Origin of the sequence: Lentzea sp. NPDC003310 (genome assembly GCF_040610935.1) — a bacterium.
Lineage (GTDB): Bacteria > Actinomycetota > Actinomycetes > Mycobacteriales > Pseudonocardiaceae > Lentzea.
Map to the genome: position 1 here is coordinate 431,001 of NZ_JBEXNC010000002.1, position 23,518 is coordinate 454,518.

Here is a 23,518-nt window from a genome sequence, read left to right on the forward strand (position 1 = left end):
GCGGCGGACGGCCGCGATGCCGGTAGCCTTTCGCGTGAGGAAAATAGTCCCACCAATTGGGGACTGACACCTGGGAGGTGTGTGGATGCGGCTCGCAGTGATCCCAGGAGACGGGATCGGGCCCGAGGTCATCGCTGAGGCCCTGAAGGTCCTCGGTGAGGTCGTTCCGGCGGCCGAGATCACTCGCTACGACCTCGGCGCGGCGCGCTGGCACGCCACGGGAGAGTTGTTGCCCGAGTCGGTGCTGGGGGAGCTTCGCCAGCACGACGCGATCCTGCTCGGCGCGGTCGGCGACCCGTCGGTGCCGAGCGGAATCCTGGAGCGGGGCCTGTTGCTCAGGCTGCGCTTCGAACTCGACCACCACGTGAACCTCCGCCCTGCTCGTCTCTACCCCGGTGTCCGCAGCCCGCTCGCGGACCCGCCGGAGATCGACATGGTGGTGGTGCGCGAGGGCACCGAGGGCCCGTACGCGGGCAACGGCGGCCTGCTCCGCAAGGACACGCCGCACGAGATCGCCACCGAGGTCTCGCTGAACACCTCGTTCGGCGTCGAGCGCGTGGTCAGGGACGCCTTCGCGCGTGCCTCGAACCGCCAGCGCCGGCACCTGACGCTGGTGCACAAGACGAACGTCCTCACGCACGCCGGCTCGTTGTGGTCGCGCGTGGTGGAGGAGGTCTCGCTGCAGCACCCGGACGTCACCGTGGCCTACCAGCACGTGGACGCGGCGACCATCCACATGGTCACCGACCCGGGCCGCTACGACGTGATCGTCACGGACAACCTGTTCGGCGACATCCTGACCGACCTCGCCGCCGCCGTCACGGGCGGCATCGGCCTGGCCGCGTCCGGGAACATGGACGTCACGCGCCGCAACCCGTCGATGTTCGAGCCGGTCCACGGGTCGGCACCCGACATCGCGGGCCAGGGCATCGCCGACCCGACGGCCGCCGTGCTGTCGGTGGCGCTGCTGCTCGACCACCTGGGCGAGCACGAGGCGTCGCGCCGGATCGAGGCCTCCGTGGCGTTCGACCTGGCGACGCGCGACCACCAGTCGCCGGGCGCGACCTACGCGATCGGTGACCGGCTCGCGGCGCTCGTGTCGTCGAACGTGCGCACGGGCTGAGTTCTCCAAGGCACGTACTAAGGCCCCGGTCGAGTCGACCGGGGCCTTGGTGTTTCCGGAGGTGCGTCAGAGCTGGCCGTTGGCCTCACGCCACGCGCGCTCCTTCTGGATCCACTCGTTGTCCTGCGGGAACTCGTCGATGGTCGGCACGCGCCGGATCTCGGTCTTGAAGCCGGGGCCGGTCATCGGCATCCGCTTCGCCCACTCGACCGCCTCCTGGATCGAGGACACGTTGAGCAGGTAGAAGCCGTTGAACAGCTCCTTGGTCTCGCCGTACGGGCCGTCCGTGACGACCGGCGGCTCCTGCGAGTAGTCGACGACGACGCCCTCGGAGGTGTCGGAGAGCCCCTCCGCGGCGAGCAGCACGCCGGCGCGGATCAGCTCCTCGTTGTACGCGCCGACCTCCTCCAGCATCTTGTCGAAGTCGAACTCGCCCATGTTGGCGAAGGCCTCGTCGGTGGCGCGCATGATCAGCATGTACTTCACGGTGTGTCTCCCTGGATGTCTCTCGTTCGGTGTCGTCCACAGGTCGAACGGGCGCGGTGCCGGATCGACATCACACCCGAGAAATTTCCGAACTTTCTGTTTTCGCAGGTAGGGTCACTGAAGTCGTGCGTGGGGGAAGACCGGTCTGAGTCCGGCGCTGACCCGCAACGGTAGGTCCCCCGAGCCGGGGGACGAGCCCGAACACCCGCGTGCGATGCCCCAGGAACTCCGATTCCGCCGTGGACTGCGGGAAGGACCAAGTGATCTCCAAGATCAGCGCGCTCGTGGGCGTGCTCGTCGTCAGCATCGTGGCCGGCGTGGCGCTCGGCCCCGTCTCCGTGCCGTTCGGTGTCACCACCGAGCTGCTGTGGGAGGCGCTGACCGGCGGCACCGTCCCCGCCCACCTCGCCGGGCAGTACCACATCGTCTGGGACATCCGGCTGCCCCGCGTCCTGCTCGCCGCCGTCGTGGGCGCGGGACTGAGCGCGGTCGGCGTCGCGATCCAGGCGATGGTTCGCAACGCGCTCGCCGACCCGTACGTGCTCGGCATCTCCTCGGGCGCGAGCGTCGGCGCGACGGCCGTGGCGACGATGGGGATCCTGTCCGGCCTCGGGGTCTACGCGCTGTCGGTCGGCGCGTTCGCCACCGGACTCGGCGCCACGGCCCTGGTCTACATCACCGCGCGCACGAGCCGAGGGCTCACACCGCTGCGGCTGGTGCTGACCGGGACCGCGCTGGCGTACGGGTTCTCCGCCGTGGCGATGCTGCTGGTGTTCCAGGCGCCGCACGGGGAGGCGGCGCGGGCGGCCATGTTCTGGCTACTCGGCAGCCTCGGTGGCGCGACGTGGACGGCACTGCCGATCGCCGCCGCCGTGACGGTGCTGGGCATCGCCTACCTGATGACCAGAGCCCGGCAGCTGAACGCGCTGGCGATGGGCGACGAGACCGCGACGACGCTCGGCGTGCCCGTCAACCGGTTCCGCACGCACCTCTTCGTCGTGACCGCCGGCATCACCGGCGTGCTCGTGGCCGTCAGCGGCGCGGTGGGCTTCGTCGGGCTGATGCTGCCCCACCTCACCCGCATGGTCGTGGGCGCGGACCACCGCAAGGTCCTCCCGCTCGCGCCCCTGGCCGGGGCGTCGTTCATGGTGTGGGTCGACGTGGCCGCGCGGATGCTCGCGGCACCCGAGGAGCTCCCGCTCGGCGTCATCACGGCCGCGATCGGCGTGCCGTGCTTCATCTTCCTCATGCGCCGCAAGAGCTACGTGTTCGGAGGACGTTGATGCGCGTCGACATCGAGCAGGTCACCGTCCGCGGCATCATCACGGACATCACGCTGCACGCCGAGGACGAGGTCGTCGGGATCGTCGGCCCGAACGGCAGCGGTAAGTCCACGACGTTGCGCTGCGTCTACCGCGCCCTGAAACCGGACGTGGGCGCCGTGCTGCTCGACGGCGTCGCCGTCCACAAGCGACAGCACGTCGCCCGCGACCTCGCGGCCCTGTCGCAGGAGTCCCAGGTCGAGTTCGACTTCACCGTCGCCGAGGTGGTGGAGATGGGCCGCCTGCCGCACGAACGCGACTCCGTCCGCGACCGCCGCGTGGTGACCGACGCACTGGACACAGTGGACGTCGCGCACCTCGCTCCGCGCAGCTTCCTGAGCCTTTCGGGCGGTGAACGCCAGCGCGTGCTCATCGCCCGCGCGATCGCCCAGGAACCCCGCGTGCTCGTGCTGGACGAGCCCACCAACCACCTCGACATCCGGCACCAGCTGGAGGTGCTGGCTCTCGCGCGCGACCTGGGCGTCACGGTGCTCACCGTCCTGCACGACCTGAACCTCGCCGCGTCCTACTGCGACCGCCTGCACGTGCTCGACGAGGGGCGGCTGGTCGCCTCCGGCACACCGTCGGAGGTCCTCGTCCCCGAGCTGGTCGCCAAGGTTTTCCACGTCACCGCGCACGTCGTGCGGCACCCGACCACGGGAGTTCCCCAGCTCCTGTTCGACCAGGAGGTCACCCCTTGAGAACCGCACTCGTCACAGCCGCCCTGCTGCTCGTCTCCGGCTGCGGCGCCACGGTGGCCCAGGACACCTCCGCCACCGACCCGGTGACCGTCACGAACTGCGGTCAGCAGGTCACGTTCGACCGCGTGCCGTCCAAAGTGGTCACCAACGACACCGGCATCACCGAGATGATGTTCGCGCTGGGCCTCAAGGACCGCATGGCGGGGTACGTGGTGAACGGCCTCAAGACCGTCGACGTGCAGACCTCCCCGTGGAAGGCCGACTTCGAGAGCGGCAAGCACCTGGCCGACAAGATCTCCAAGGAGGTCGTGCAGGGCGCCAACGCCGACCTGGTGTTCGCGGGCTGGAACTACGGCTTCAGCGAGAGCACGGGCTTCACCCCGGACGCGTTGAAGGAGCTCGGCATCGGCAGCTACCTGCTGACCGAGGCGTGCCGCAACGGTGTGGGCAAGCAGCGCGGCATCATGCCGGCGCTGGAGGCGCTGTACACGGACCTGCGCAACCTCGGGAAGATCTTCCGCGTCGAGGCCAAGGCCGAGGAGCTCATCAAGGGGTACCAGGAGCAGATCGCCCGCGCCGCGAAGCTGATGGAGGGCAAGCCCCGGCCGAAGGTGTTCCTGTACGACAGCGGGCAGGACCAGCCGTTCACGTCCGGGAAGAACGCCGCGCCGCAGGACGTCATCTCGAAGGCGGGCGGGGACAACCTCTTCGGGGACCTGAACGACAGCTGGACGACCGTCAACTGGGAGACCGTGGTGCAGCGGAACCCGGACGTCGTGCTGATCGTGGACTACGCGGACGGCGAGGCGAACACGCCCGAGGAGAAGCAGCGCTTCCTGGAGGGCTACGCGCCTCTGGCCAACTCGCCGGCGGTCAGGAACAAGCGGTTCTACTCGCTCCCGTACGCGGCTCTGGTCGAGTCGCCGCGCAACGCGGCGTCCATCGAGGCCTTCGCGAAGTTCCTGTCACAGGCGTGAACCCGTGACCAGATAGTGGGAGATTTCCTCCCGTGGCTTGGTACGTCGAACTGAGCTGTGGCACCATCCCGGACATGGCTCAGTTCACCGCCATCATTATTGACGAGCGCGTCGGGTAGTTGCCGCCCCTGGCACCCGACGCGCAGACCTCTCGCATCCCGCGGGGGGTCTTTTTGTTTGCCCGGATGAGGAGATGACCCCGATGGCCGGCCCTACCGACGAGTTCCACGTCTACGACACGACGTTGCGCGACGGTGCACAGCGTGAGGGCATCTCGTACTCCGTCACGGACAAGCTCGCGGTCGCGCGGCTGCTGGACGGGCTCGGCGTCGGGTTCATCGAGGGCGGCTGGCCCGGCGCTCTGCCCAAGGACACGGAGTTCTTCGCGCGGGCCGCGGCGGGGGACCTGGAGCTCAAGCACGCCAAGCTCGTCGCGTTCGGCGCCACGCGCAAGGCCGGGGTCAGGGTCGAGGAAGACCCGCAGGTCAAGGCGTTGCTCGACTCCCAGGCACCGGTGGTGACGCTGGTGGCCAAGTCGGACCTGCGGCACGTCGAACGGGCGTTGCGCACGGACACCGACGAGAACCTCCGGATGGTGCGCGACACCGTCCGGTTCCTGAAGGACCACGGCCGGCGCGTCTTCCTCGACGCCGAGCACTTCTTCGACGGCTACGCCTTCTCCCCGGACACCAGCCTGCGCGTGCTGGAGTCCGCTGTGGAGGGTGGGGCGGACGTGGTGGTGCTGTGCGACACCAACGGCGGGCAGCTGCCGCTGGGACTCGCGGAGACCGTGGCGGAGGTCGTCGCGAAGACGGGCTTCCGGGTGGGCATCCACTGCCAGGACGACACGTCCTGCGCGGTGGCGAACACGCTCGCGGCCGTGCAGGCCGGGGCGACTCACGTGCAGTGCACCGCCAATGGTTATGGCGAGCGAGCAGGCAACGCGGACCTGTTCGCCGTCGTGGGAAACCTCGTGACCAAGCTCGGCATGGAGGTGCTCCCGACCGGGGCGCTGGCCGAGCTCACCCGTGTCTCCCATGCGTTGGCCGAGATCGCGAACATCGCACCCGACACCCACCAGGCTTATGTCGGGTCGTCAGCATTCGCCCACAAGGCGGGTCTGCACGCGAGCGCGATCAAGGTGGATCCGGAGCTGTACAACCACATCGATCCGGACATCGTCGGCAACGACATGCGGGTGCTGGTCACCGAGATGGCCGGTCGGGCGAGCCTCGAACTCAAGGGACGTGAGTTCGGGCTCGACCTGGCCGGCCGGTCATCCGAAGTCGGGAGCGCGCTGGCGCGCGTGAAGTCCCTGGAGTCCAAGGGGTGGTCGTTCGAGGCCGCCGACGCGTCGCTGGAGCTCCTGCTGCGGGGCGAGCTGTCCGAACTGGACACTCCGCCGTTCACGCTGGAGTCGTACCGGGTCGTGCTCGACCACCGCTCCGACGGCGAGATCGTGTCCGAGGCCACGGTCAAGGTGCACGTGGCGGGGGAGCGGGTCATCGCGACCGCCGAGGGCAACGGTCCGGTGCACGCGCTCGACGCCGCGCTGCGCAAGGCGTTGCTGCCGCACCTGTCCTGGTTGGACACCGTGGAGCTGGCCGACTACAAGGTGCGCATCCTCACCGAGCACCCCGGCACGGACGCCGTGACGCGCGTGCTCGTGGAGTCGACCGACGGCGAGCGCGAGTGGACGACCGTCGGCGTGCACGGCAACATCGTCGAGGCCTCGTGGCTCGCGCTGTGCGATGCGCTCGTCCACAAGAGCATGAGGAGCGGCTGACCTCGTAAGCTGGGGTCGTGCGCATCGCCCGAATTGCTCATCCCGCAGGCGTGGCCTTCGTCGCCGTCCAAGGCGACGAGGCCGCGGAAATCGCCGAACACCCCTTCGGCACCCCCACGTTCACCGGCCGGAAGTGGCCGCTCGCCGACGTGCGGCTGCTCGCCCCGATCCTCCCCACCAAGATCATCGGGGTGGGCCGGAACTACGCCGACCACGCGAAGGAGATGGGCAACGAGGTTCCCGAGGAGCCGTTGCTGTTCTTCAAGCCCAACACGTCCGTGATCGGCCCGAACGTGGAGATCAAGCTCCCGGCCGCGTCCGAGCGCGTCGACTTCGAAGGCGAGGTCGCGGTCATCATCGGCCAGCCGTGCCGCGACGTGCCGCGCGCGAAGGCCACCAGCGTGATCATGGGCTACACGATCGCCAACGACGTCACCGCGCGCGACCTGCAGAAGAAGGACGTGCAGTTCACGCGGGCCAAGGGGTTCGACACGTTCTGCCCGCTGGGCCCGTTCATCGAGACGGAGTTCGACCCTTCCGACGTGCGCGTCGTCACCGAGCTCGACGGGGAAGTCAAACAAGACGGACGTACTTCCTTGATGGTGCACGACATTCCGTCGCTCGTGGAGTACGTGTCCGGCATCATGACGCTGCTGCCGGGCGACCTGATCCTGACCGGCACCCCGGCCGGTGTCGGCCCGATGACGGCCGGACAGACGGTGTCCGTGACTGTGGACGGCCTCGGCACGCTCACCAATCCGGTCGCAAATAGGTAGCCGTACGGAGCAATCCGGCGTCCGGCAGCTTACGCACCCGGGTACCCGCGAGTAACTTCCCGGTGTCATGACGGACCAGGCGTCCACGCGTGTGCTGCTGGTCGACGGTTCGCAGCTCATCACCGAGGGGCTGCGGATCTCGCTGCACCGCACGCACTGCTTCCGCGTTGTGGGGATCGCCCACACCGTGGCCGACGCTGCGCGCAGCCTGCGCGGCACACTCGTGGACCTGGTGGTGACGGACTTCGACGTACCGGGCGCCGGACCGCTGCGCACCGTGCGCGACACGGCGCAGTACCGGCCGAACGCCCGCGTCGTCGTCCTGTCCAATGCGGACAGTCCGAGCTGGGCCCGCGCCGCCCTGGACGCCGGCGCGGTGGCCTACCTGCTCAAGACCTCGCCCGTGGCCGAGCTGCTGCCGCTGATCGCGGCCGCGGTGCGGGGGGCTCCCGCCACGATCGACGCGCGGGTGGGCTCGCTCGCGCGCCTGCCCGCGCGGATGCCGCCTCCCGCGTCGCTCGGCCGACTCTCGGCGCGGGAGTTCGACGTCCTGGCCGAAATGGCCAAGGGAATGGACAACGCGCGCATCGCCCAGCGGCTCTTCATCAGCAACGACACCGTGAAGACCCACGTGAAGGCGATCCTGCGCAAGCTGGGCGCCCGTGACCGCGCCCACGCCGTGGCGATGGTCCTCGGCGAGAACGCCGAGGCGTTCGTCACGACCTGACGATGGTCTGCGGTGCCCTGCGCGCGAAGTCCGGCGCGTGCTCGGGCCGTGGCCCGATCGCGACCATGTAGGCCGGGATCGCCTGCAACCGCGGGAAGCGCTGCAGGAGCCTCAGCGGCGCGGGCACCCCGCTCGACGCAACCGCGGCGTCGCCCTCCACCACTCGCTTGAGGAACCGGCCCTGGATGACCCGCTGCATCGTCTGGATCAGCACGGTCGGGAACCAGCGGCGGCGGCGCACCTTCGCGAGCCCGGCGCCGTTCACGGTGCCCTCCCGCAACGGTTTCGCGAGCAGCCGGGCGGTGGCGACCGCGTCCTGCACGGCGAGGTTGATGCCGACGCCGCCGATCGGCGACATCGCGTGCGCCGCGTCACCGATGCACAGCAGTCCGTCGACGTGCCAGCGCTTCAACCGGTCCAGCTTCACGTCGAGCAGCTTCGCGTCGTCCATGCTCTCGATGTGGTCGACGCGGTCGGCGAGCCACGGCACCAGCGTGGTCACGCGCTCACGGAACTTCTCGACGCCCTCCGCGCGCAGCTGCCGGTCCGACCCCTTGCGGATCAGGAACGCGCACTGGAAGTACTCGCCACGTGGAATCAGCACCAGCGCACTGCCCGAGCTGAACCGGCCGGCGCCACCCTTGACGTCGTCGCTCTCCTTGCGCGGCAAGCGGAACCACCACACGTCCATCGGCGCCCCGAAGCTGTGGACGGGCAGGTCGACGGCGTCGCGCAGGATCGAGCCGCGTCCGTCGGCCGCCACGACGAGGTCGGCGGCGAACTCGCCGGTGCGCCCGTCCGTCCTGTCCCGATACGTGACGCCGGTGATCTTGTTGCCCTGCTTGGTGATCCCGGTGACCTCGGTGTTCATCCGCAGCGAGAACGTCGGCTCCACCTTGCCCGCGTCCGCGAGCAGGTCCAGGAAGTCCCACTGCGGGACCATCGCGATGTGCTTGTGGGCGCCGGGAAGGCGGCTCAGGTCCGCGATGGCGGCCTTCCCGCCGTCCTCCAGCAGTGACTCGATCTTGTCCACCCGCTGCTGCGGCACCTGCGCGAAGGCCGGGCCGAGCCCCAGTTCGTCCAGCAGCGTGAGCGTCGACGCGTGCACCGTGTCACCGCGGAAGTCGCGCAGGAAGTCGCCGTGCTTCTCGAGCACCGTGACCTCGACGCCACCGCGCGCCAGGAGCAGCCCCAGCACCATTCCCGCAGGTCCGCCGCCGACGACGAGACAGGTCGTCCTCTCCATGTCGATCCCCTCTTTTCAACTCGTGTTGAATAAACTCAGCATGCTCGTGATCGCCCGTCCCGTCAAGCGGAGTTCCGAGTGGCGTGGCTCTCGTTCGGGTCCGTCCAATGTGGACGGTCTGGTGGACCAGGCCTCGAAAAGGTTGCGGCTGGTGCGAAATGTCGTTGTGCGAGCTAGGGTGTCGCGCTCGCGGAACCGGCGTTTCAACTGGCGGACGCGGATTCGCGGGAAAACACTCGACCGGGCGATTGCTTTCGGCGGCCGGAGGAGTCTGACTGGTTCGTTCGGGGCCTCAAGGTCCGCTTGATCGTGCAAGGACCTATAGGAATCACCTCGTTAGCCGAATCGGACGAGGCCCCCTCGCACCTAACCTTCCGGGGTGACAACTGCGTCCCCGACTTTCACGCGTAAGAGAACCGGCGAGATCCGCGCTGTGTGCCTGGACGTCGACGACACACTTGTCGACTACAGCTCTTCTTCGCGAGCCGCGTTGGCCTCGATGGTCGGTAACGCCGACGCCTGGTCGTTGTGGCAGCGGATCACCGACGACCACGTCTCCCGCCAGCTCGCCGGCGAGCTCCAGTACCAGGACATGCGCAACATCCGCACGCAGGCCTTCTTCGCCGCGCTCGGCGAGGACCTGTCGCTGGAGGAGGCGACCCGCCGCGAGCTCGGCCGCCAGGAGGTCCTCACCGCCGGCTGGTGCCTGTTCCCGGACGCGATCCCGATGCTCGACTGGCTGCGCGCGACCGGACTGCCGATCGCCGCGATCAGCAACGCATCGGGCCACCACCAGCGCGTGAAGATCGCCCAGCTCGGCCTCTCCGAGTACTTCGACGCCGTCCTGATCGCGGGCGAGGTGGGCTGCGCCAAGCCGGACCGCGTGATCTTCCACACCGCGTGCCTGGCCCTGGGCGTCCCGCCCGGCGACACCGTCCACGTGGGAGACCGCCTGCACGCGGACGCCATCGGCGCGAGGGACGCGGGAATGCACGGCGTGTGGATCAACCGCATCGGCCCGACCGGCGGCACCCTCCCCGCGGGCCTCTCGTCCATCACGACGCTCGCGGAACTGCCCGAGCTCCTCGTGTGCGAGCTCTCCACCGCCCACGCCTGATCTGGGCTCCGAGACCGGCCCCCACCTGCGCGTATGCGTTGAGGTGGGGGCCGATTTCACTTCTGGTGGGGGCGTGGTCTAGTATTTCTCTCGGCAGCAACGAGGACCTCGGAACTCCCGCTGGGAAGACGAAGTCAATCGTGAAAGCCAATGGGGTATGGTGTAATTGGCAGCACGACTGATTCTGGTTCAGTTAGTCTAGGTTCGAGTCCTGGTACCCCAGCTGCGAAGGAAGAACTACCTCAGGGTAAGCTTCCGGAGCTGCTGAAAATGCAAGACCCAGCAAGAAAACGAACTGAATAGCCGGATTTGGACCGGACAGAGAGATCTGATAAGGTTCACTCCAGCAAGAAGTTCTAGGGCCCCGTCGTCTAGCGGCCTAGGACGCCGCCCTCTCAAGGCGGTAGCGAGGGTTCGAATCCCTTCGGGGCTACAGAGGTGGGAGAGGCCCGTCTGCGGAAAGCGCAGACGGGCCTCTTTCGCATTGTCCTCTGGGGGCCAAGCCCCCAGACCCCCGGCTGGCGGGCTCCGCCCCCGGACCCCCGGTAGTGGCTGACCCGGGTCGCTCGGTGTTGGCTTCGCTTCGCTCGCGAATGGCTTGCTGCCCTCGCTTCGCGTCGGGGGGCGGGAATTGTGCTGGGGATCACCTGGCGAGTAATCGTGGTGGCCTCGCTTCGCGTCGGCGGCATTCGTGTGAGGGTTCGCCTCCGGGCGGTTTTTAGTGCGCCGGGCAGCTTGTGTCCATATCTTGAGTTGCCTGTGCGGTCTCGACCTCGAACCCACTGCGCGCGAACCGCGCCGCACCTTTCGTGCCGCGCCCGCGCCTGCGTTCCGCGGCTCAATCCATTGCGCCCACGGCCCCCAGGTCTCGCCGTCTCACCCCAACCAGGCCCAGGCCCTTTGCCGCCTCGCTCCGCCCCTCGCCGGCCCACTGCCCCTTGCCTTCTCGGCCTCCTCAACTCGCTCTCGCCCCCTCGCCCCCTCGCCCCCACGTGCTCACCTCCGCCCTTCTCCTTGCCGCCCCCAGCCCGCCCTCACCCCCGTCAGCAGCCCCGCCCCTCCTCGCCTCCAATCCATCGCTCCATTCCTCTGTCCCGCCTCGCCCGCCGCCCTCGCCCGCCGCCCCGTCACCACCGCCCGCACGCCGCTTTCTCGTCCCCACCCGCCGCTCCGCCTGCTTTGAGCCCCCAACCCATCTCTCTGTCCCGCCCCCACCCACCGCCCCCGCCCTCGCCTCGGCCCTCACCACCCTGTCCTCACCCCTGGCCCTCGCCGCCTCCGCGCCTCCGCCTCCGTCCCCACCCACCGTCCCCACCCGCCGCCTCTTCGCCCGCCGCCCCCACTGCCCTCGCTCCGGCCCTCGTCCCTGGCTCTCGCCGCCCTCCGCCGCCTCCGCGCCCGCCGGCACTCACCCTCGGCCCTCGCCCGCCGCCCCCTTCCCTCGCCCTTGCCCGCCCCGCCCTCCCAACTCGCCGCCCCCATCCGTCGCCCCCTCGGCCCCGTCCCTCCGGCCGCGCGCCAGCCACCCCTCGGCAACCGTCTGCTCGCAGCTCGAGTTCGACCTTCTCCCGTCGCTGGGCGGGATTCGGCGTGAGCGGCGTTCGGCCGGTTGGTGGTGTGCCTGTTGAGACGGTGAGGGCGTGTCGCGGGGGGAAGGGGCGGCGTGTCGGGGGCATGCGAAAGGCCGCCCTGTCCCTGGAGAGGGTGGGCGGCCTTCGGGTGGTTGGTGCTTTAGAGGCGGCTTTGCAGGGCTTCTGCTGCTGCCAGTAGGTCTGCTGCCCAGCGGGCTCCCGGGCGGCGGCCCATGCGGTCGATGGGGCCGCTCACGGAGACTGCTGCCACTACGGCGCCTGAAGAGTCTCGTACTGGGGCTGAGACCGAGGCCACTCCTGGCTCTCGTTCTGCCACCGACTGAGCCCAGCCGCGGCGGCGGACTTCCAGGAGGGTGCGTTCGCCGTAGACGGCGTCGGCCAGGACTGCTCGTTGGGTGCCCGGGTCCGACCACGCGGCCAGGACCTTGGCGCCCGAGCCCGCCGTCATGGGGAGGCGGGCGCCGATGGGGACCGTGTCCCGCAGGCCTGACGGGGGTTCCGCCGAGGAGACGCAGACTCGCTGCATCCCGTCGCGGCGGTAGAGCTGCACGCTCTCGCCCGTGATGTCGCGCAGGCGCGGCAGGACCGAGGAAGCGGCGTCCAGCAACGGGTCCGTTGCGCCGCCTGCCAGTTCTGCGAGTGCCGCACCTGGACGCCAGCGGCCGTCGGAGCCTCGGCGCAGCAGCCGGTGCACCTCGAGGCCCACGGCCAGGCGGTGTGCGGTTGCTCGGGGGAGGCCGGTGCGGTTGCACAACTCGGCCAGGCCACAAGGATCTTTTGCCACGGCGTTCAACACGGCCACTGCCTTGTCCAGCACGCCGATCCCGCTATGCTGTCCCACAAGCCGATACTAACTTCCCAAGCAGTGAGAAGTCCAGATCTGTCGGCACGTCCATACTGTGGGAGATGTCGCGATGAGCCGCACGCTCGCGGAGAAGGTGTGGGAGGCACACGTTGTGCGCCACGGAAGTGGTGCGGAGCCGGACCTGCTCTACATCGACCTCCACCTGCTCCACGAAGTCACCAGCCCCCAGGCGTTCGACGGGCTCCGGCTCGCGAACCGCAAGCTGCGCAGGGCCGATCTCACGATCGCCACCGAGGATCACAACGTCCCGACCGTCGACATCGACAAGCCGATCGCGGACGTGGTGTCGCGCACGCAGGTCGAGACGCTCCGGCGCAACTGCGCCGAGTTCGGGGTCCGTCTGCACCCCATGGGCGACTTCGAGCAGGGCATCGTCCACGTGGTCGGGCCGCAGCTCGGCCTCACGCAGCCGGGCATGACGGTGGTGTGCGGCGACAGCCACACGAGCACCCACGGTGCTTTCGGCGCGCTGGCGTTCGGCATCGGCACGTCCGAGGTCGAGCACGTGATGGCGACGCAGACGTTGCCCTTGCGCCCGTTCAAGACGATGGCGATCAACGTCGACGGGGACCTCGGTCCCGGCGTCACGGCGAAGGACATCATCCTCGCGGTCATCGCGAAGATCGGAACCGGTGGCGGGCAGGGCTACGTGCTCGAGTACCGCGGGTCGGCCATCGAGAAGCTGTCGATGGAAGCGCGCATGACGGTCTGCAACATGTCGATCGAGGCGGGTGCCCGCGCCGGCATGATCGCACCGGACGACACGACTTTCGACTACATCAAGGGTCGCGACCACGCGCCGTCCGGCGCGGACTGGGACAAGGCCGTCGAGTACTGGAAGACGCTGCGCACCGACGACGACGCGACGTTCGACGCCGAGGTCACCATCGACGCGACCGAGCTCACCCCCTTCGTCACGTGGGGCACCAACCCCGGCCAGGGTCTGCCGCTGGGCGCGGCCATCCCGGACCCCGAGCAGATCGCGGACGAGAACGAGCGCGTGGCCGCCGAGAAGGCGCTGACGTACATGGGCCTCGAGCCCGGCACGCCGCTGCGCGACATCCGCGTGGACACGGTGTTCCTCGGCTCCTGCACCAACGGGCGCATCGAGGACCTGCGCGCCGCGGCGGACGTCATCAAGGGGAAGCACGTCGCTTCAGGAGTACGGATGCTGGTCGTCCCCGGTTCGATGCGGGTGCGCAAGCAGGCCGAGGACGAGGGCCTCGACAAGGTGTTCCTCGACGCGGGCGCCGAGTGGCGGCAGGCCGGCTGCTCGATGTGCCTTGGCATGAACCCGGATCAGCTCGCGCCCGGCGAGCGCAGCGCCTCGACCTCCAACCGCAACTTCGAGGGCAGGCAGGGCAAGGGCGGCCGGACGCACCTCGTGTCCCCGCTCGTCGCCGCCGCCACGGCCGTGCGCGGCACCCTGTCGGCCCCCGCAGACCTGGAGAACTGACCATGGACGCCTTCACCACCCACACCGGCGTCGGTGTGCCGCTGCGCAGGTCCAACGTGGACACCGACCAGATCATCCCGGCCGTCTACCTCAAGCGCGTGACCCGCAGCGGGTTCGAGGACGGGCTCTTCGCCGCCTGGCGCGGTGACGAGCACTTCATCCTCAACCAGGAGCCCTTCAAGGCGGGCAGCGTCCTCGTCGCGGGCCCCGACTTCGGCACCGGGTCCTCTCGGGAGCACGCCGTCTGGGCGTTGATGGACTACGGCTTCCGGGTCGTCGTCTCGTCCCGGTTCGCGGACATCTTCCGGGGCAACGCGGGCAAGCAGGGCCTCGTGGCGGCGCAGTGCAGCCAGTCCGATGTCGAGCTGCTGTGGAAGCTGCTGGAGTCCGAGCCCGGCACATCGGTCACCGTCGACCTCACCGACAAGACCGTTCGCGCCAAGGACTTGGTCGCCCCCTTCGAGATCGACGACTACACCCGCTGGCGCCTTCTGGAGGGCCTCGACGACATCGCTTTGACGCTGCGCCACGAGGCCGAGATCAGCGATTTCGAGGGCAATCGCCAGACTTGGCTGCCCACAACGGATCCGCTTCCGGCGGTCTGAGAGGGGGCCGGATTCTCCCCTTGAGAGGGGCGAATCCGGCGCCTCCTGTCCCTCGAAGGGGCGCAATTAGCCACGCCACAACGAAAATTTTGGCGTGGCGATTGGTATTTCTCGCGATTTGGGCCTACCGTTGCGTTCTAGTCGGCCCGACGCTTATGGGCCGTGAGCGTCCTGGGAGGGACTGAAGGTGAACAAGGCCCAGCTCATCGAGGCGCTCGCCGAGCGCCTGGGAGACAAGAAGACTGCCGGTGCTGCTGTTGACGGGCTCGTCGATGTGATCGTGCGCTCCGTCAACAAGGGCGAGAAGGTCAACATCACGGGCTTCGGCGTCTTCGAGAAGCGTGCCCGTGCGGCTCGCACCGCGCGCAACCCGCGCACGGGCGAGACCGTGAAGGTCAAGAAGACCAACGTGCCCGCGTTCCGCCCCGGCTCGACGTTCAAGGACGTCATCAGCGGTGCGAAGAAGCTGCCGAAGGCCGTTGCCGCCAAGGCTGCCGCGAAGCCGGCCGCCGCCGCTGCGAAGCCTGCGGCCACCAAGGCTCCGGCGACCAAGGCCGCGACGACCCGCGCGACCACGACGCGCACCCGCACGGCCGCGGCCGCCACCAAGGCGCCCGCGACCCGTCGCACCACGACGGCCGCTGCGAAGCCCGCCGCTGCCAAGGCGCCCGCGAAGGCGACCGCCACGAAGACCGCCGCCGCCACCAAGACGACGGCTGCCAAGGCTCCGGCGAAGCGCACCACCGCTGCTGCCAAGACGACGGCCGCGGCCAAGCCCGCCGCCAAGACGACGGCTGCGGCGAAGCCCGCTGCGAAGACCGCGGCTGCGAAGCCGGCTGCTCGCAAGACGGCTGCCAAGAAGAAGTGAGACGGGCCTCCTGAGGGAGGCTGCGTCACTTCAGAACCACGCGGAAGGCCCCGGTGTGCGCACACCGGGGCCTTCCGCGTGCCTGGGGCCGGATGGGCGGCGCAACATCGTTGGCCTGCAGGAAAGCGCGTCAGAGCGCCGCTGAGGTGGTTGGGGCACCTGAAGGCTGGGGCGGGTGGGGGAAAGTCCGCTTGGGGCGTCGGGAATGCGTGGCGGGGGACTGGGGAATGCGCGGCGGCCGCGCCCGGCGAGTGAGCGGACGGGCTCGCTGGGAAGTGCGGCGGGCATAGCGCGGGAGTTCGCCGCGAGCGCGCCGGCAAGGCTCCCGGGCCACTCGCCGCAATTCCGGAACAGCCCGGGGCGAATGCCCGAACCGACTCACCGAACCCGCACTCCGCCAATAGAAATAACGCCCACGCGCCGGTGAACGCCCCCGGCACAAGCGAAACCGCCGCCTTCCGGCCCGACTTGGTTGCCAGAGGCGAACTTTCGTCGGAGCCGTCGGACGGCGGTGGGAAAGGCGGTGCGGACGGCCTCAGGGACGCGGCAGCGCCGAGGCCAGGTAGTGCGCCGACACCAGCGTTGGCCAGCGCGAAGGCGAGTCCGAAGTGGACCAGGTGCCGAACGGCCTGGTGAAGGCCAGCACCCACGTGCTGCCCTTCTTGCAGGGGATCTCGTCGAGCCTCAGACCACCCAGTCCGGCCAGCGACTCGACGACGGACGGGATCACGCCGCCCTGCGAGGAGACGACGGCACGGCCTTCGAGGGCGGCCACCTCCAGCAGCCGCACCAGACCGGCGTCCGGGTCGGGCCAGTAGCCCTCCTCGGACAGCCGCGGCTCCTCGACCATGTCGACGGCCAGATCCGTTGCCACCGCCCGCACGGTGTCCGCGCACCGCACCCTGGGCGCCGTGTGGACCCGCAGAGGTGACCACAGGGGCAACAACTCGCGCAGCGCCGCCGCCTGACGCCAGCCGGCGTCCGAGAGCGGCCGGAGGTCGTCGTCGTCCTCCCACTCGGACCGCTTGCCCGCCTTCGCGTGCCGCACCAGCAGCACGACCAGCAGGTCCGCGGGCAGGCGGGCGAACTCGGCCAGCACGTCCCGGTCCGGTTCGTAGGTCAGCAGCGCGGAGGCCTCGTCGACCGGCAGCCACCGCAGCAGATCGACCTCCTCGTTCGGGACGAACGAGCCGGAGACGGCCTGGGCGGCGTAGTAGTCGACCGTCTTCGGCACGTCCTTCACCGAGTACGACACCTGCCGCAGGTGGCGGCCGAGGACGCAGGAGAACCCCGTCTCCTCCTCGATCTCCCGCACCGCGCAGGCGGGAATCGTCTCGCCCTGGTCGAGTTTGCCCTTCGGCAGGGACCAGTCGTCATAACGCTGGCGGTGCACGACCGCGACCTCGACGTCACCGTCGGCGTCACGCCAGAGCACCGCCCCAGCAGCTTTGATCACCCAAGAGCTCCGTGCTTGTGCAGCAGTTCCATCTGGTGGTCGCGCACGGACGTGCCGTCCGACGGCGAGGCTTCCCATTCTCCGTCAGAACGCAACACCCAGCAGCGCGTGTGCGGGTCGAGCGCGGAGTCGAACATGTCGCCCAGCTGCTTGGTCAGGCGCGGGTCGGCCACGCGCACGGCGACCTCGACGCGGCGGTCCAGGTTGCGGTGCATCATGTCCGCGCTGCCGATCCAGTACTCCTCGCCCGCCACGAAGTGGAAGACCCGCGAGTGCTCCAGGAACCGGCCGAGGATCGAACGCACCCGGATGTTCTCCGACAACCCCTTGATGCCCGGCTTCAGGCCGCAGATGCCGCGCACGACCACGTCGACGGGCACACCCGCCTGCGACGCCCGGTACAGCGCGTCGATGACCTGCTCGTCCACGAGCGAGTTCACCTTGATGCGCACGCCCGACGGCTTGCCCGCCTGCGCGTGCTGGATCTCGTCGTTGATCCGGTCCACGATCCCCTTGCGCACGCCGTAGGGCGCCACCAGCAACGAGCGGTACTCGTCCTGGCGCGCGTACCCGGTCAGCACGTTGAAGAGGTCGGTGAGGTCCGCGCCGATCGTCGGCTCGGCGGTCAGGATGCCGACGTCCTCGTACAGCCGCGCGGTCTTCGGGTTGTAGTTGCCGGTGCCGATGTGGCAGTAGCGGCGGATCGTCGAGCCCTCCTGGCGCACCACCAGCGACGTCTTGCAGTGCGTCTTCAGGCCCACCAGGCCATAGACGACGTGCACGCCGGCCTTCTCCAGCGCCCGCGCCCACTTGATGTTCGCCTGCTCGTCGAAGCGCGCCTTGAGCTCCACGAGAGCCACGACCTGCTTGCCCGCCTCGGCCGCGTCGATCAGCGCGTCCACGATGGGCGAGTCACCCGAGGTGCGGTACAGCGTCTGCTTGATGGCGAGCACGTGCGGGTCGGCCGCGGCCTGCTCGATGAAGCGCTGCACCGACGTCGAGAACGAGTCGTACGGGTGGTGCACCAGCACGTCGCCCTCGCGCAGCGTCGCGAACACGCTCTTCGGCGTCTCGCGCTCGCCGAACGCCGGGTGCGTCGCCGGCACGAACGCCGGGTCCTTCAACGTCTTGCGGTCGATGCCGTAGAGCTGCCACAGGCACGACAGGTCGAGCAGGCCGGGCACCGTCACGACGTCGTGCGGGTCGACGTCCATCTCCCGCAACAACAGTTCGAGCATGTGCTCGGTCATGTCGTCGGCCACCTCGAGGCGGACCGGCGGACCGAACCGGCGCCGCGCGAGCTCGCGTTCGAGCGCCTGCAACAGGTCCTCGTCGCGGTCCTCCTCGACCTCGAGGTCCGCGTTGCGCGTCACGCGGAACGCGTGGCACTCGATGACCTCCATGCCGGTGAACAGCTCGCCCAGGTGCGCGGCGATGAGCTCCTCCAGCGGCAGGAAGGTGGCCGAAGAGGACGACCGGTCCGCTTCCACGCGAACCAGGCGTGGCACGTTGTCCGGCACCTTCACCCGCGCGAACCGCTCGCCGCCGCCCTCGGGGTCCCGCACGGTCACCGCGAGGTTCAGCGACAGCCCCGAGATGTAGGGGAACGGGTGCGCCGGGTCGACCGCGAGCGGCGTGAGGACCGGGAACACCTGCTCGCTGAAGTAGTTGGAGAGCCTCAGCCGGTCGTAGTCCGTGAGGTCGCCCCACGTCACGATGCTGATCCGGTGCTCTTCCAGGCCGGGCCGGATGTGGTCGAGGAACGCGCGGGCGTGCTGCTCCACGAGTTCCTGCGAGCGCTTGGAGATCGCCACGAGCTGCTCGAGCGGCGTGAGCCCGTCCGCACTGCGCACCGTGAGCCCGGTCTCCGCGCGCCGCTTCAGGCCCGCGACCCTCACCATGTAGAACTCGTCGAGGTTCGACGCGAAGATCGCGAGGAACTTCGCGCGCTCCAGCAGCGGCTGCGAGGAGTCCTCGGCCAGTGCGAGCACGCGGGCGTTGAAGTCCAACCAGGACAGTTCACGGTTGAAGTACCGGTCGTCCGGGAGGTCCGTGGGCAACGAGCTGGGCGTCACCGCGGGCGGGGCGGAGGGCACACCGCGCGTGGGCGCGGCGACCGGCTCCTGGGGCGGTTCGGCCTTCGTCCGTGGGTTGGACGCCCGCCTGGTGGCCGCGCGAGGCTGCCTCTTCGGCGCCGCCGTGCGCGGGGTGGCCGCCGTTCTGCCGCGCGTGGAGCGGCGTCGGGAGGGTGTCGCCTTGCCGTCGTTGTCGTCCGTGCTCACGTCACGCATTGTGTCGCACTATCGCCGTGAGCGCCCCCAACCAGGACGACCGTCTGGTGAACTCCTCGTCACAGAACAGGCATGCGAAGAGCGGTAACGACTCCGTCGGGACTACGTTCGAGGGTCACCCGCTGACCCGGACGCAGCATCCGCCAGCCACCCGCCGTGACCGCTTCGGCACTCACGTCGACGAGAACGCCGTCATCTCGGAGGACCGCGGCGGAACCGTCGCTGTTAAAAGTAGACACAGTCGCCTGCACGGAGCAGAACCTTAGTGGCCCGCGTCCGCTGTGGACCGCGCCGGAACCCCAGCGGCCCCAGGCGGAACACCGGTCACACCCGTCCGGGGCGAGCGGTGGTCCGCCCGCCCCGGACTGCGGCTAGCGCGGCGACTGCGCGGTGGCGGCCAGCCGCGGCTGCTCGGCGGGAGCCTGCCGGGCCTGGTCCTGCTCGGCGATGCCGGCCCGGACCGCGGCCTTCGCGCGCCGGCGGGTGATCACCCTCCGGCCGAGGTCGATCATCGGGATCTCCACCGTCACGTAGAGAACGCTCGCGAGCGCCAATCCCAGCGCCGTGACCACGACGGACTGTCCGACACCGGACAAAGCGGGCCAGAAGAACGCGATGATCGTCGCGGCGATCGTCTGCACCAGATAAAGCGAGTACGAACGCTCACCGACGAACTGCATCGGTTTCACGGACAGGAAAGTCGTGGCCGGTCCCGGAGCGATCAACGAGGTCAGCAACAGCGCGGTCGCGAGCGCGTAGACCGGAATGACCAGCACGTGACCGGGAATTCCGTTGAGGCCGTCGAGGGAACTCGCGATCGGCTTCACGCTCAGGTGCACCGCGACGAATCCGGCACACGCGAGGATCTGCGCGAACCGGCTGGTGAGCGGGCGCAGCAGCGCGAATCCGCGCGGGCTGTGCAGCGCGGTCGCGAGCAGCACGCCGGTCAGGATCGAGAAGTAGTGCAACGGCCAGCCGGGGTTGCTGTGCGACGACGTGAAGTTCACGACGACGAGCGCGAGCAGCATGCCGAGGGCGGCGGCACCGGCGCGGCGGCGCAGCACGACGGTGCCCAGTGCGATCGCGACCAGTGGCCAGACCAGGTAGAACTTCTGCTCGATGCCCAGCGACCAGGACTGGCCGTACGGGCTGGCGCCGGCGAACTCGTTGGTGAACGAGAAGAAGTACGGCAGCGCGGGGCCGATGCCGTTGCTCAGGAACGTGCCCGCGATCGCGGACGCCACGACCGTCACGAGCAGGAGCACGAAGTAGACGGGGAGGATCCGGAACGCCCGCCGCAGGTAGAACTCGGGCAGCGAGATCCGGCCGGTGCGGCGTTCCTCGCGCAGCATCAGCGTGGTGATGAGGAATCCGCTGAGGACGAAGAACATCTGGACCCCGGCCCAGCCCTGCAGCCAGTCGGGACCGCCGTAGTGGAAGAAGACGACGAGAACCGCGGCAATGGCGCGCAGGCCGTCGAGAGCGGGAAAGCGGCGCAACGCCAGGTAGTCGGCGTGCGTCAATGAACTCATGCAGGAACACCTCAGGGGCAACGCGTCGGGGATGCGGCGCTGGGGGAACGCCTTCGGTACAGGGGGATACGGATGTAAAGGTGCCGGGGTTCCCCGTTGCGTTGCTCAAACCAACATTTTCGTGGTCTTCGTCACGCCCTCCGCGAGAAGGGAAATCGCGAAAACCTCGCGTCAGCAGCGATAAAGCGGAGAAAGCTTCTCCAGCGGCGCTGCGGCCGCGACGCGCCACCCCTGCCGGGTCAGCGCACCGCCGTGCACCTCGAGCCAGTAACCGCCCTCGGTGGTGTGCGTCGTCGCGCCGCTGCGGATGTCGGTGACGTAGGACGACTCCGACTGCCACGACACGAAGTCACCGCTGACCCGCGGGAAGACGATGCCCTCCGTCAGCGGCACGGACCTGATCGCCGCCAGCTCACGGGGCTGCGGCCAGCCCTCCCGCCAGCCCATCAGCTTCTCGCCCTGCGCCCACACCACGGTGCGGCCGTCCGAGGCCACGCTGTCACCGGGTTCGGCGTTCCGCAGCTGCTCGGGCACCGCGCTCTCCGAGCGGAACCTCCCGTCCTGCTGCCACAGGACCGCGTCACCGAGGAAGACCGGTCGCTTGCCCTGTCCGACGACCCTGTCCTTTTTCCGCGCCAGGTCGAAGAGGTGCACGCCCGCGCTGTCGGACCAGGCCGCCTTCCCGTTGTGCACCACGGCACCGCTGCCGCCGATCCGCACCGGGGCGCCGTCGTCGCGCGCGTCCCACGCGTACGTCGTCGTCTGGTCGGACGGACCGGGCGTCGTGGAGAACGTCACCCAGCGGCCGTCGAACTCGACGCCGAAGAGCTGGCCGTCGTTCTGCACCGCCATGACCTGCTGGCGCTTGCCGTGGTCGTGCAGCACGAGCTCGGTCGTGCGGTTGCGCTTCGTCTTCACGAGCGTGGTGCCGCCGTCGCCGTTCGCCGCCACGACGGTGACCTTCTCGTGCGGGCCCGCCTCCGTGCTGTCCCGCGACAGCAGGTCCTTCCAGCTCTGGGGTAAGTCCACCCGGCACGTGCCGAGCTTGCTCTCCGCCGTGTAGTCGGACGGCCGGTCGATCGGAAAGGCGGCCACACAGCCCGCGACGGCCGTGATCCCCGCCAGCGCGATGAGCGCTCGCATCAGTCTCCCAAGTCGTGATCACCCCGGAAGACGCGTGGCGCGTGCTCAGGTTGTCCAGGCGGGCAGGGCGTTCGCGGTGCGTTCGCCGAGGCCGAGCGAGAGCGCGAGGCGCAGGTCTTCTTCCGTGTCCACGTCGCAGCGCAGCGAAGGCCACGGCCCGACGAGCGCGAGCGCGCCGGAGAGCCGGTGGTGTCCCGCCGATCCGACGCCGAAGCGCGGGTCGAGCTCTCCGCCGGGCGCGGCGAGGAGCAGCGTCGTGCCGGTGCCCTGGCGGTCCGGGACGAACGCGCGCCGCCCGGCCGCGGCCCCGAGCGCGGCCGCGAGCTCGTCCGGGCGCAGAGCGGGCAGGTCGGCCTGCAGCGCGCCGACGCGGGACGAGCGGAGCGTGCGCGCGCCGTGGCGCAGCGCCTCGTTCAGGCCGGGCAGCGACGGTTCCGGCAGCGACTCGACGCCCAGCGCGGCCATCTCGGACGCCACCGCCGGGTCGGATGTGATGGTCACCACTCGGCGGACGCCGGGCGTGCGCAGGGCCGCGCTCACGGTGTCGAGCGCGAGGGCGAGCGCCAGCGCCGCGTGGGACACCGGATCGCCGCCGGTCGCGCTGGTCAGCCTGGTCTTGGCCCGGTCCAGCGTCTTGACCGGGACAACGAGGTCAACTTCGTCTCGCACCTCGCCATAGTCCACGATTTGACGACTACTGTGCTCCCGGGCGCAGATCTACGCAGGTAAGGAGAGGCCTCGTGGCCAACAGGGAGAAGGGCGGCTTCTGGGTCGGGGTCGCCGCGGCGATCGTCTACCCCTTGTCGTTCGTGCTGGGCAGGCACCGGATGGTGCACGGCGAGCGCATCCCGCGCGAAGGTGCCGCACTGCTCGTCATGAACCACATCTCGCACCTCGACCCGTGCTACGACGCCATGTTCGTGCACAAGAACCGACGGGTGCCGCGCTTCCTCGGGAAGCACAGCCTGTGGAACGTGCCGATCATGGGCGCCATCCTGAAGGGCGCGAAGCAGATCCCGGTCTACCGCGGCACCGCGGACGCCCAGCAGAGCCTGCGCGCGGCGCACGAGGCGCTGGCGGACGGCAAGTGCGTGGTGATCTACCCGGAAGGGACGATCACCAAGGACCCCGACGGCTGGCCCGCGAACTCGCGCACCGGCGTGGCGAGGCTCGCCCTGCAGCACGACGGCCCGGTCATCCCCATCGCCCGCTGGGGCACGCTCGACCTCTACAACCACTATCAGAAGAAGTTCCGGCCGTTCCCGCGCAAGACGATCACGCACTTCGTGGGTGAGCCGGTCGACCTCTCCGCGTACCGCGGCAAGGAGGAGACGCTCCCGTTGCTGCGCGAGGTGACGGACCTGCTGATGGGCGAGGTCAAGCGCCACCTGGCCGAGCTGCGCCAGGAGCCGGCCCCCGAGGGCTTCTACGGACCGAGGAAGGCCTGAC

The 23,518-nt window shown here is 69.4% G+C and carries 20 protein-coding genes, 2 tRNA genes and 1 riboswitch; of the genes, 14 read left to right on the top strand and 8 right to left on the bottom strand.

Annotated features, from left to right (window positions below):
* Positions 1–85: 85 nt before the first annotated feature.
* Positions 86–1,123, top strand: coding sequence for a 3-isopropylmalate dehydrogenase (locus ABZX02_RS04610; protein WP_355294773.1), 1,038 nt, complete (start codon positions 86–88; stop codon positions 1,121–1,123).
* A 66-nt stretch (positions 1,124–1,189) separates the two neighbouring features.
* On the opposite strand, the gene ABZX02_RS04615 is transcribed toward ABZX02_RS04610, so the two are convergent.
* Positions 1,190–1,609 carry a YciI family protein gene (locus ABZX02_RS04615; RefSeq protein ID WP_355294775.1) on the bottom strand — a complete coding sequence of 140 codons (420 nt, stop codon included), beginning with the start codon at positions 1,607–1,609 and terminating at the stop codon, positions 1,190–1,192.
* A gap of 89 nt (positions 1,610–1,698) precedes the next feature.
* A riboswitch (cobalamin riboswitch) is annotated at positions 1,699–1,837 on the top strand.
* Between the two features lie 32 nt (positions 1,838–1,869).
* Between ABZX02_RS04615 and ABZX02_RS04620 the strand changes: the two genes are divergently transcribed.
* The 6 genes from ABZX02_RS04620 (at position 1,870) to ABZX02_RS04645 (ending at position 7,898) form a co-directional block, all read left to right on the top strand.
* Entirely contained in the window at positions 1,870–2,892 is a 1,023-nt protein-coding gene (locus tag ABZX02_RS04620) for an iron ABC transporter permease (RefSeq protein WP_355294777.1), read from the top strand.
* Positions 2,892–3,632 (top strand): ABC transporter ATP-binding protein, encoded by a 741-nt coding sequence (locus tag ABZX02_RS04625; protein WP_355294779.1) that lies wholly within the window; start codon positions 2,892–2,894, stop codon positions 3,630–3,632. Before ABZX02_RS04620 ends, ABZX02_RS04625 begins: the two co-directional genes overlap by 1 nt.
* A complete protein-coding gene (locus ABZX02_RS04630) occupies positions 3,629–4,609 on the top strand; it encodes an ABC transporter substrate-binding protein (RefSeq protein WP_355294781.1) in 981 nt (326 codons plus the stop codon). Before ABZX02_RS04625 ends, ABZX02_RS04630 begins: the two co-directional genes overlap by 4 nt.
* A 202-nt stretch (positions 4,610–4,811) precedes the next feature.
* Entirely contained in the window at positions 4,812–6,395 is a 1,584-nt protein-coding gene (gene cimA / locus ABZX02_RS04635) for a citramalate synthase (RefSeq protein ID WP_355294783.1), read from the top strand.
* A 17-nt stretch (positions 6,396–6,412) separates the two neighbouring features.
* A complete protein-coding gene (locus ABZX02_RS04640) occupies positions 6,413–7,171 on the top strand; it encodes a fumarylacetoacetate hydrolase family protein (protein WP_355294785.1) in 759 nt (252 codons plus the stop codon).
* Positions 7,172–7,238: 67 nt separating this feature from the next.
* Positions 7,239–7,898, top strand: coding sequence for a response regulator transcription factor (locus ABZX02_RS04645; protein ID WP_355294787.1), 660 nt, complete (start codon positions 7,239–7,241; stop codon positions 7,896–7,898).
* Here ABZX02_RS04645 and ABZX02_RS04650 read toward each other — a convergent pair.
* Positions 7,888–9,144: an FAD-dependent oxidoreductase gene (locus ABZX02_RS04650; RefSeq protein ID WP_355294789.1), complete on the bottom strand. Its 1,257-nt coding sequence runs from the start codon at positions 9,142–9,144 to the stop codon at positions 7,888–7,890. The genes ABZX02_RS04645 and ABZX02_RS04650 overlap by 11 nt on opposite strands.
* A 379-nt stretch (positions 9,145–9,523) precedes the next feature.
* Here ABZX02_RS04650 and ABZX02_RS04655 point away from each other — a divergent pair, with 379 nt between their 5' ends.
* The 3 genes from ABZX02_RS04655 (at position 9,524) to ABZX02_RS04665 (ending at position 10,694) form a co-directional block, all read left to right on the top strand.
* Positions 9,524–10,261 carry an HAD family hydrolase gene (locus ABZX02_RS04655; protein WP_355294791.1) on the top strand — a complete coding sequence of 246 codons (738 nt, stop codon included), beginning with the start codon at positions 9,524–9,526 and terminating at the stop codon, positions 10,259–10,261.
* Between the two features lie 151 nt (positions 10,262–10,412).
* Positions 10,413–10,484: transfer RNA gene (locus ABZX02_RS04660), tRNA-Gln, on the top strand.
* 137 nt (positions 10,485–10,621) lie between these two features.
* A tRNA-Glu gene (locus ABZX02_RS04665) sits at positions 10,622–10,694 on the top strand.
* Positions 10,695–11,992: 1,298 nt separating this feature from the next.
* On the opposite strand, the gene ABZX02_RS04670 is transcribed toward ABZX02_RS04665, so the two are convergent.
* Positions 11,993–12,694: an IclR family transcriptional regulator gene (locus ABZX02_RS04670; protein WP_053736944.1), complete on the bottom strand. Its 702-nt coding sequence runs from the start codon at positions 12,692–12,694 to the stop codon at positions 11,993–11,995.
* Positions 12,695–12,767: 73 nt separating this feature from the next.
* Here ABZX02_RS04670 and leuC point away from each other — a divergent pair, with 73 nt between their 5' ends.
* From leuC to ABZX02_RS04685, 3 genes are all read left to right on the top strand, one after another.
* Positions 12,768–14,174 carry a 3-isopropylmalate dehydratase large subunit gene (gene leuC, locus ABZX02_RS04675; RefSeq protein ID WP_355294794.1) on the top strand — a complete coding sequence of 469 codons (1,407 nt, stop codon included), beginning with the start codon at positions 12,768–12,770 and terminating at the stop codon, positions 14,172–14,174.
* Between the two features lie 2 nt (positions 14,175–14,176).
* Positions 14,177–14,779, top strand: a complete 603-nt coding sequence (gene leuD, locus ABZX02_RS04680) for a 3-isopropylmalate dehydratase small subunit (protein ID WP_355294796.1) — start codon at positions 14,177–14,179, stop codon at positions 14,777–14,779.
* 187 nt (positions 14,780–14,966) lie between these two features.
* On the top strand, positions 14,967–15,647 hold the full coding sequence (locus tag ABZX02_RS04685; protein WP_355294798.1) for an HU family DNA-binding protein: 681 nt from the start codon (positions 14,967–14,969) through the stop codon (positions 15,645–15,647).
* 535 nt (positions 15,648–16,182) lie between these two features.
* Here the strand turns inward: ABZX02_RS04685 and ABZX02_RS04690 are convergent.
* The 5 genes from ABZX02_RS04690 to cofC all read right to left on the bottom strand — a co-directional run bounded on the left by ABZX02_RS04690 (position 16,183) and on the right by cofC (position 22,738).
* Positions 16,183–17,100: an NUDIX hydrolase gene (locus ABZX02_RS04690; protein ID WP_355295013.1), complete on the bottom strand. Its 918-nt coding sequence runs from the start codon at positions 17,098–17,100 to the stop codon at positions 16,183–16,185.
* Positions 17,100–19,394, bottom strand: coding sequence for an RNA degradosome polyphosphate kinase (locus ABZX02_RS04695; protein ID WP_355294800.1), 2,295 nt, complete (start codon positions 19,392–19,394; stop codon positions 17,100–17,102). Before ABZX02_RS04695 ends, ABZX02_RS04690 begins: the two co-directional genes overlap by 1 nt.
* A 371-nt stretch (positions 19,395–19,765) precedes the next feature.
* Complete coding sequence (locus tag ABZX02_RS04700; protein ID WP_355294802.1) at positions 19,766–20,926, bottom strand: acyltransferase; 1,161 nt, start codon at positions 20,924–20,926, stop codon at positions 19,766–19,768.
* Positions 20,927–21,097: 171 nt separating this feature from the next.
* Positions 21,098–22,069 carry a hypothetical protein gene (locus ABZX02_RS04705; protein ID WP_355294804.1) on the bottom strand — a complete coding sequence of 324 codons (972 nt, stop codon included), beginning with the start codon at positions 22,067–22,069 and terminating at the stop codon, positions 21,098–21,100.
* Positions 22,070–22,114: 45 nt separating this feature from the next.
* Positions 22,115–22,738, bottom strand: coding sequence for a 2-phospho-L-lactate guanylyltransferase (cofC, locus tag ABZX02_RS04710; RefSeq protein ID WP_355294806.1), 624 nt, complete (start codon positions 22,736–22,738; stop codon positions 22,115–22,117).
* A 71-nt stretch (positions 22,739–22,809) separates the two neighbouring features.
* Between cofC and ABZX02_RS04715 the strand changes: the two genes are divergently transcribed.
* On the top strand, positions 22,810–23,517 hold the full coding sequence (locus ABZX02_RS04715) for a lysophospholipid acyltransferase family protein (protein WP_355294808.1): 708 nt from the start codon (positions 22,810–22,812) through the stop codon (positions 23,515–23,517).
* The last annotated feature ends 1 nt before the right edge of the window (position 23,518 follow it).

Excerpts from the sequence above, each read along its gene's own strand:
- leuC (WP_355294794.1), top strand. The coding sequence starts at position 12,768 with ATGAGCCGCACGCTCGCGGAGAAGGTGTGGGAGGCACACGTTGTGCGC.
- ABZX02_RS04700 (WP_355294802.1), bottom strand. The coding sequence starts at position 20,926 with ATGAGTTCATTGACGCACGCCGACTACCTGGCGTTGCGCCGCTTTCCC.
- leuD (WP_355294796.1), top strand. The coding sequence starts at position 14,177 with ATGGACGCCTTCACCACCCACACCGGCGTCGGTGTGCCGCTGCGCAGG.
- ABZX02_RS04695 (WP_355294800.1), bottom strand. The coding sequence starts at position 19,394 with ATGCGTGACGTGAGCACGGACGACAACGACGGCAAGGCGACACCCTCC.
- cimA (WP_355294783.1), top strand. The coding sequence starts at position 4,812 with ATGGCCGGCCCTACCGACGAGTTCCACGTCTACGACACGACGTTGCGC.
- ABZX02_RS04610 (WP_355294773.1), top strand. The coding sequence starts at position 86 with ATGCGGCTCGCAGTGATCCCAGGAGACGGGATCGGGCCCGAGGTCATC.
- ABZX02_RS04625 (WP_355294779.1), top strand. The coding sequence starts at position 2,892 with ATGCGCGTCGACATCGAGCAGGTCACCGTCCGCGGCATCATCACGGAC.
- ABZX02_RS04705 (WP_355294804.1), bottom strand. The coding sequence starts at position 22,069 with ATGCGAGCGCTCATCGCGCTGGCGGGGATCACGGCCGTCGCGGGCTGT.
- ABZX02_RS04650 (WP_355294789.1), bottom strand. The coding sequence starts at position 9,144 with ATGGAGAGGACGACCTGTCTCGTCGTCGGCGGCGGACCTGCGGGAATG.
- ABZX02_RS04645 (WP_355294787.1), top strand. The coding sequence starts at position 7,239 with ATGACGGACCAGGCGTCCACGCGTGTGCTGCTGGTCGACGGTTCGCAG.